This window comes from Faecalibacterium sp. An121 (genome assembly GCF_002160915.1).
Classification (GTDB): Bacteria; Bacillota; Clostridia; order Oscillospirales; family Ruminococcaceae; genus Faecalibacterium; species Faecalibacterium avium.
Map to the genome: position 1 here is coordinate 1 of NZ_NFLM01000039.1, position 7,326 is coordinate 7,326.

Genomic DNA, 7,326 nt, shown 5'->3' on the forward strand with positions numbered 1-7,326 from the left:
GGACCTGATGCCCTGGAGCGACTACATGCGCAGTTGTTTTGAACAGGAATAATCTAGGGGACCGGCTTTGGCCGGTCCTTTTCTGTTGTCAAGTACGGGGTCTCGTGAGGCGCTTACGCACAAACAGCATGACATGGAACATAATGTTAAATATTCGTGCATAATGTTGCTTTTTTCGTGCAAATGGCATATACCAGCAGAAAGGGATTGATGATATGGCTGGAAATACCACAAACATCAGCATCCGCATGGACGCGGATTTGAAGGCACAAGCCGACGCCCTGTTTGCGGAACTCGGGATGAGTTTATCCACTATAGGATTGCTTATATGGCAGATGTTTGGTTTCATGTTTCAATTTGGCGAAACATTGCTATATATTCTGAAATCCCAAATGAGCCAGATGCTGGTGTCCTTTCAAAAACTGTCGATGGATCCTGTAATAATGAGACATGTCAAACCCCATCTGATCCATTTCAAGAAGTTTGAAAAGGATCAGGTTCAGGTGGCGTTTTGTTTGATGAGCGATCTGGGCAGCGTCGTATCCCAAAGTAGTCAGATGGTATACCTCATCACTGTCCAGCATTAGATGGGATGAAAAGGCGTTGGCTTTATAATCCGAAAGATGTGTGTGGGAAATGTAATTCATTTTACAAAAAGTGCCTTTGGATGCGAACAGATAGGCGTCGGCGTAGCGGCTGAGTGCATAACCGCATACCATCTGCTTGGTTGCTTTGTCCAACTTGTCGTTGATAACGACCTGATGGAATTCCCATTGAAACGTGAAAAATCCAAGGATCGAATCAAAGGGCATCTCTGAGACCTGCATGCCGAGGCTTCGTGTGATGTTGCGGATGTCACGGGAACCGATGACTTGTACAAGTTCGTTTGCTTTCTGATGTAATTGAATGGAATTCATGGGTAGATAACCTCTTCTCGTAGAAGCTGAAGGGATCGGTTTGATACCGACATCTTCAGTCCTTGGGGGTGAGCTTTATTCCTTTACACGCTTTGATTCACGATATTGGAAATAAGCACGATGCATCACATACATGATGTTGTCCATATCTTCATCGGACAGTTCTCCGGTGGCAAATAATTCGGATAATTCCATGGCAAGCTGCTTTGCTTCCTCTTTGCCGCTTTCTCCGTATGCAGAGGCGGCCTCGTCTATAAAAGAGGAATCCTCATAGAGGTAATGAACGGGGACCTGAAAAATGTCGGCAAGCTTTTTGTAGATGTTACGGTCCCTGGGATAGCGCCCATCACGTTCATATCCGATGATGGTGCGATGGTGTACCCCTAATTTTTCGGCAAGTTCCGCCTGCGTGAAGCCGTATTGTTTTCTTAGTTTATGTATTTTTTCACCAAATTTCATCCCGTTGTAACCTCGCTGTCATTCGGTTGCACCATTAAATGTGTAACAAATTGCATACAGTTTTCTGAAACAAGAAACAAAATTGCATAAATTGCTTGACATATGCTATGAAATTGCATATAATGATGCTATCAATTTTCACTTTATGCAATTATACACGATTTTGTGAGAATGCGCAAGGAGGTGAGTGGGACTTTTTTGGCTGAAGGGAAAAATTTCCTCGTCAGCGAGAGCGGAAAATTGGAATGCAAAGAAAATCGCTGAGGATGGAAGAAACGCACCCAAAGCCGATGAAACGCGCCAACACGGTATTTTAAGGAGGGCGAAGATGAAAGACAAAAAGGAAACCTGGGTGCCTATTGCATGGCACTGCCCCCATTGTGGCAACAGATCTCAGGCACAGAAAACCGCGGGCGATACAATCAAGGCGGAATGTGCCGGTTGCTTGACAGTTATGGTCAGACGGCGGATTGGGCGGCGTCATACTCGTTTTGACATCTATGCCCCAAGAAGGAAGCGTGACTCGGCCGTATATTTGCTTGCTGAAAATTGAATCGATTGCGGTATAACGACGGGATGGTTGAGATGAAACAGGCTGCGTAAATCCATTCCCAGGTCATATACTTGATTCTGTTGGTGTGTTGAACCAGATGTTACATGAGAGGCCGCCGACAAGGACGGACCCTGCATTATAGATTGCAGTAGGTCCACCTTGCCGGCGGCCTTTTTGCTGCCGGTAGGAACTTATAAAAATAAAAGGCCTGATATGCATTAAGGGCTAGGGATACATGAAGTGCGATCCACTCCGGGTGGATGCCAGGAGATAGTACCCTATTGTTTGATGCGTCATCAGGCTGATAGCAGAGGTATCGAGCTGCCCGCAAAAGATTGTATCCCTACGTCTGAAACAGGCGGAAAGGAACGAACATGAGTTTTGACCGGCAGATGTTTGGGCTTCGCATCCGGGAGATGCGAGAGGCGCATGGAATGACCCAATTTGACCTGGCTCTTGCATTGGATGTGGAGAGCAATTTTGTCAGTCGTATGGAGCGCGGGACTCGGACCTGCTCCTTTGAGATGCTGGTTCGTCTTGCAAAGGCGCTGGATGTCAGTACGGATTTTCTTTTGACTGGCAAAAGTTCGGACCCTATGAAGGTGAAAAATGAGCTGTTGGGAATTGTAGACCGGTTGGAGTCTGTGATCGATACTTTATCCTATGGCGCTGATACACACCTGCAACAACCGCGATGAGATCATAGATCGACGATCAGCAAAGCGATGGCCGGGCCATCGCTTTGCTGTCGCCTGGAGGAAAAAATTGTGCCAGATTGGCCTACCAAAATGGGCCGGATAGGCCCACGACAAAAGGGGCGGAACTCTGTACAATATAGATGTACCAAGCAATGCAGTTTCATTCAAAGAGCTGCATCTGTACCTTGAAAAGTGAAGAATCTTTCTCCAGGCACATTCCTGTCAGGCGGAGCCTTCGGCTGTGCGCCATGAAGTCTTTTAGCGACTGAGCGATCCAACAGCAGCAAATGCCGGGTTGCCCCCGGCGGCGGTGTAAAAATCTGACAAGGGATCATGATACTTCTGTAATTCGCAGCCCGGCCACAAAGAAGGCGGGGTGGTCTAAAGCCAATGGAGCAGCCTAGCAAGCTGCCGCTTGTGAGAAATCCCACATCTCTGGGGTATGGAGAAAAATACAGAGAAACCATATTACAAGAAAGCGCTGCCGGAACAGAGCACTTGCATAGATTTTCCGGCAGTCTTTATCCATATATTGGTATATGGAGACAGGAGGCAAACAATGAAAGAAGACTGGATTTACCGACGGGGTGATTTATACCTGGTTGATCTGGGGGCACCGATTGGGTCAAAACAGGGCGGCGTCCGTCCGGTGGTCGTGCTTCAAAACGATACCGGCAATTTTTACGCACCCACCATCACCGTTGCGCCGCTGACATCCAAAATCAATAAGAAAAAACGGCTGCCCACCCACTATCTGCTCCGGAAGGCAAAAGGGCTGGAGCGTCCCTCCACCGTATTGGCCGAGCAGATCGATACCTGTGACAAAACCAGCGTCATCCGCTATCTGGGCAAGGTCAGCCGCGGCCAGATGCGTGGGATCGATGAAGCGGTTCGGGTCCAGCTTGGCTATTACATTCCCGAACAGATCATGGGAAGCAGGCACAGGAGCAGAAAGGGCGGTGAAACCGATGGATAAGCTTATTACAAGGAAGGAAGCGGCGGCGCGGTTGAGGATCAGCGTGACCACGCTGGATGCCGCCAGGACAGAAGGCCTGATTACTTACATTCAGTATGTAGAGAACGGCTGCGTCTATTTTACGGATAGCGCCATTCAGGAATATATGGCCCGTTGTACCCACCGTGCCAAGACAAAAGAGCCGATGCAAACATATAGAAAGCCACGGGCGGCAAGGCGCTGACAGCCGCCATCCTTGCGGATGCGGCAGGGAACTGCCATACTAGAACTGCCAATATAAGCGAATGGGAGGTGCCAAGATATGGCAGGAAAACGGCAAAAGGCTCCTGATTACGGGATGGTCCAAACAAACGGGACTGCATATTACCGTACTCGCATGGAGGATACAGACGGCAAACGGGTCGCTCTTTATGGAAAGACCCGCGACGAGCTGTATGGCAAAGTCCTGACAGCGCAGGATGAAATGGAAAGCCGGGCATTCCGGCGAATGTCGCCAACCGTTAAGGAATACTGTGAAAAGTGGCTGTTAATGCAGTCCGTACAAGTGCGGACAACGACGTTGACAGACTACCGGTCCAAAGTGAAAAATTATATCATTAAACCGCTGGGACATAAACGTATGGCAGATGTGACTACGGATGATATACGTATGGCGCTTATACCGGCATCCAGGAAGTCTGTTTCTGTCTATAAGTCCGTCCATATTCTATATAGATGTATTTTCTGTGCAGCAAAGGAAAGCCGAGTGATCAGCGAAGACCCTACGATCTACCTCTCGGGAAAGGCGGGCGGCGTTCCGCAAAAGGATAAGATCCCCCTTACAGATCATCAGGTCGAGGTTCTTTTGGATGCAGTTCGGGGGCTGCCGCCTTATGTATTCATCATGCTGGGGCTGTATGCGGGCCTGCGCCGGGAGGAAATTCTGGCGCTTAAGTGGGATGCTGTTTTTCTCGACTGCGATACGCCCTATCTGAGGGTGTGCCGGGCCTGGCACACCGAGCATAACCGCCCGGTGATCCTGACGGAACTGAAAACAAAGGCGGCAAAACGGGAGATCCCATTACCTGACTGCCTGGCAGATTGTCTGCGGGAAGCAAGAAAAACGTCTGCTTCAGAATATGTGGTAGCGAACCGGGAAGGGGAACCGCTGTCTTATACGCAGTTCAAACGTCTATGGAAGTATGTAGTCACCCGTTCCACCAAAGAGAGGCACTATGACCGCTATGTGGATGGAAAGCGGATCAGGCATACCGTCAGGCCGACGCTGGGAGAAAAGGCGGCTTACAATGGCCACGTGGTTTATAGTATCGACTTTGAGGTCACACCTCATTTGCTGCGGCACACCTATATCACCAATTTGATCTATGCCTCAGTGGACCCCAAGACAGTCCAGTACCTGGCAGGCCATGAGAACAGTAAGATCACGATGGATATCTATGCAAAGGTAAAGTATAACAGACCGGACGAACTGGCCGGCGTGTTGAACAAAGCGTTTTCACAGTGGGATGCTCAAACAGAATCCATATAGCAAAGGAGCAGGGACAAAAGGTCCTTGCTCCTTTTTACATAGGACATAGGCGACATCCTTGAGAACGGTCTTTGTGGTTGGGATAATGGGAGTGCGGAAATCATCCCGAAGGAATGGAGGTGCCCAACATGGCAAAGCGTAAAACCAAGCGGATCCCCCAATATAAGACTGTGACGCTGAAAGGCGTCGTGTATTACCGGACCCGTATCAAGGACGCCGATGGCAGGCGCGTTTCTCTCTATGGAAAGACCTGCGAGGAACTCTACGACAAAGTACAGGAGGCCAAGCGTCAAATTGAGGAGGCCGAATTCCGGCAGGCGTATCCCACGGTAGCGGAATATTGTGAGAAGTGGCTGAAAATGCGTTCGGCTACGATCCGCACAACAACGCTGCAAAGATATGAGACGGCGGTCAGGAACCATATCGAAAAGCCCATAGGCCATATGTACATAGACGAGGTGACAACGGATGACCTGCGCCTGATGCTGGTACCGTTGGCGCAAAAGTCTTGTGCTACCTACAGCAATGTGATTATGCTGGTAAAAAATATTTTCCACTCGGCCATGCAAAGCAAGGTCATCTGCTATGATCCGGCGGCTGCCTTGCCGGCAAAAGGGGGAGTGGCAAAAAAGGAAAAGAAGGCGCTGACAGACGAGCAGGTCAGAGTGCTTTTGGATACGATCCGTGACCTGCCGCCCTATGTATTTGTTATGCTGGGGTTGTATGCGGGGCTGCGCCGGGAGGAAATCCTGGCGCTTCAGTGGGACTGCGTTTTTCTGGACGAAGAGCATCCCTATCTTTCTGTCCGGCGAGCCTGGCATACAGAGCATAACCGGCCGGTCATCACAACAGAGCTTAAAACGCCGGCGGCCCGGCGGGACATTCCCATCCCGCCTTGCCTGGTGCAGTGCCTCAAAGAGGCCAAGGAGGCGTCATCGTCTGCATTCGTGATAGCAAACAGCAGGGGAGAACCGCTGACGGGCGGACAGTTTGCCAAGATATGGCAATACATCAAAGTCCGTTCCACCGAAAAGCGGTACTACTACCGCTATATCAATGGTGAATCGATCCGATATGTTGTAGAGCCCAAACTGGGAGGCCACCCTTCCAGGAACCCCAAACTGGTGTACACCATGGACTTCCATGTCTCACCCCATCAGCTTCGGTACACCTACATCACCAACCTGATTTACGCTATGGTGGACCCCAAGACGGTACAATACCTGGCGGGGCATGAGAACAGCAGAATAACAATGGATGTTTACGCCAAGGTGAAGTACAATCAGCCGCAGCAGCTGCATGGCCTTGTCAACCAGGCAATTGGCCGTGAAGGTGCGGAAAGCAAAACAAAACTTAACAGCGAACAAATGGAAGGCTGGTGAAATGATGATCGTATTAAATCTTACGATGGATGGAATTTATGGATTCCATGACTTCAGTGTGAACTTTACCTATCCAAAGAAAATTGTCAACTTCCATCCGAAATGCTGTTGAAAACGATATGTTCGCCTCACTGCCACAGGATTCTCTTCTAGATGAACTGGAAATGAGGTGGGCCAATGAACAATAAGGGCAAGTGTATCTACTATGTGGAAGGACCTTGTGAGCAACAGCTGATTGCTGCGTTAAAAGAGTCCCCATCCAGAAATCAAGTTGTAAGCAGGTTGTAACAATTGTACAGTATGTTCAAATCAAGCAATTGGGCGAAAAAGAAGCAAAAACAATCCGGTTATTAAGCGTATATTGAAGCTGCGCCAGGCGATTCGAGAAACGTCCGAGAAGATAAAATGGTGCATCCAAAAGACAACCGGAAGGGCTAACTGGACAAGATGCTTAAAAATAATACGATAATAAGATGAAAAACGAATTCGATAAAAACAAGTACGGCCTCAAGGCTGCCCGCCGCGCTCCCCAGTTCTCCAAGCGCTGATTTTTCCAAAAAGTTTTCAAAAAAGCTCGGAAAGACGTGTCTTTCCGGACTTTTCTGCTTTTTTGCTGCCTCCGAATCCTCCTGCGCCCGAAGTTAGGGAATGTGAACTAAAGAAAATAAAGAAAAAATGGAAAAATTTGAAATTAGGTCTTGACACCGGGGGGGGTATGTTATGATAGGCACACAAAGGAAAGGACCTTCCTTTGAACCTGTTTTGGGTCTCTATCTTTTATACACCATAAGGAGGAAAAATTCATTATGAAAC

8 protein-coding genes and 1 pseudogene are annotated in these 7,326 nt (G+C 48.7%); 7 read left to right on the top strand and 2 right to left on the bottom strand.

Features of this window, described 5'->3' with window-relative positions:
- Positions 1 to 215: 215 nt before the first annotated feature.
- Positions 216 to 314, top strand: a pseudogene (locus tag B5E66_RS12375) (type II toxin-antitoxin system RelB/DinJ family antitoxin); the annotation flags it as partial.
- A 57-nt stretch (positions 315 to 371) separates the two neighbouring features.
- Here the strand turns inward: B5E66_RS12375 and B5E66_RS13165 are convergent.
- Positions 372 to 917, bottom strand: coding sequence for a hypothetical protein (locus tag B5E66_RS13165; RefSeq protein WP_162609599.1), 546 nt, complete (start codon positions 915 to 917; stop codon positions 372 to 374).
- A gap of 75 nt (positions 918 to 992) precedes the next feature.
- A complete protein-coding gene (locus B5E66_RS12380; RefSeq protein ID WP_087233700.1) occupies positions 993 to 1,376 on the bottom strand; it encodes a helix-turn-helix domain-containing protein in 384 nt (127 codons plus the stop codon).
- 328 nt (positions 1,377 to 1,704) lie between these two features.
- Here B5E66_RS12380 and B5E66_RS12385 point away from each other — a divergent pair, with 328 nt between their 5' ends.
- The 6 genes from B5E66_RS12385 (at position 1,705) to B5E66_RS12415 (ending at position 6,513) form a co-directional block, all read left to right on the top strand.
- On the top strand, positions 1,705 to 1,929 hold the full coding sequence (locus tag B5E66_RS12385) for a hypothetical protein (RefSeq protein WP_087233703.1): 225 nt from the start codon (positions 1,705 to 1,707) through the stop codon (positions 1,927 to 1,929).
- Positions 1,930 to 2,303: 374 nt separating this feature from the next.
- The gene (locus B5E66_RS12390) at positions 2,304 to 2,627 is read left to right on the top strand and encodes a helix-turn-helix domain-containing protein (RefSeq protein WP_087233706.1); all 324 of its coding nucleotides are present in this window, start codon (positions 2,304 to 2,306) and stop codon (positions 2,625 to 2,627) included.
- Positions 2,628 to 3,186: 559 nt separating this feature from the next.
- A complete protein-coding gene (locus B5E66_RS12400) occupies positions 3,187 to 3,603 on the top strand; it encodes a type II toxin-antitoxin system PemK/MazF family toxin (protein ID WP_087233718.1) in 417 nt (138 codons plus the stop codon).
- Positions 3,596 to 3,826: a DNA-binding protein gene (locus B5E66_RS12405; RefSeq protein WP_087233709.1), complete on the top strand. Its 231-nt coding sequence runs from the start codon at positions 3,596 to 3,598 to the stop codon at positions 3,824 to 3,826. Before B5E66_RS12400 ends, B5E66_RS12405 begins: the two co-directional genes overlap by 8 nt.
- A 78-nt stretch (positions 3,827 to 3,904) precedes the next feature.
- Positions 3,905 to 5,131 carry a tyrosine-type recombinase/integrase gene (locus tag B5E66_RS12410; protein ID WP_087233712.1) on the top strand — a complete coding sequence of 409 codons (1,227 nt, stop codon included), beginning with the start codon at positions 3,905 to 3,907 and terminating at the stop codon, positions 5,129 to 5,131.
- A 128-nt stretch (positions 5,132 to 5,259) separates the two neighbouring features.
- The gene (locus tag B5E66_RS12415) at positions 5,260 to 6,513 is read left to right on the top strand and encodes a tyrosine-type recombinase/integrase (protein WP_087233715.1); all 1,254 of its coding nucleotides are present in this window, start codon (positions 5,260 to 5,262) and stop codon (positions 6,511 to 6,513) included.
- The last annotated feature ends 813 nt before the right edge of the window (positions 6,514 to 7,326 follow it).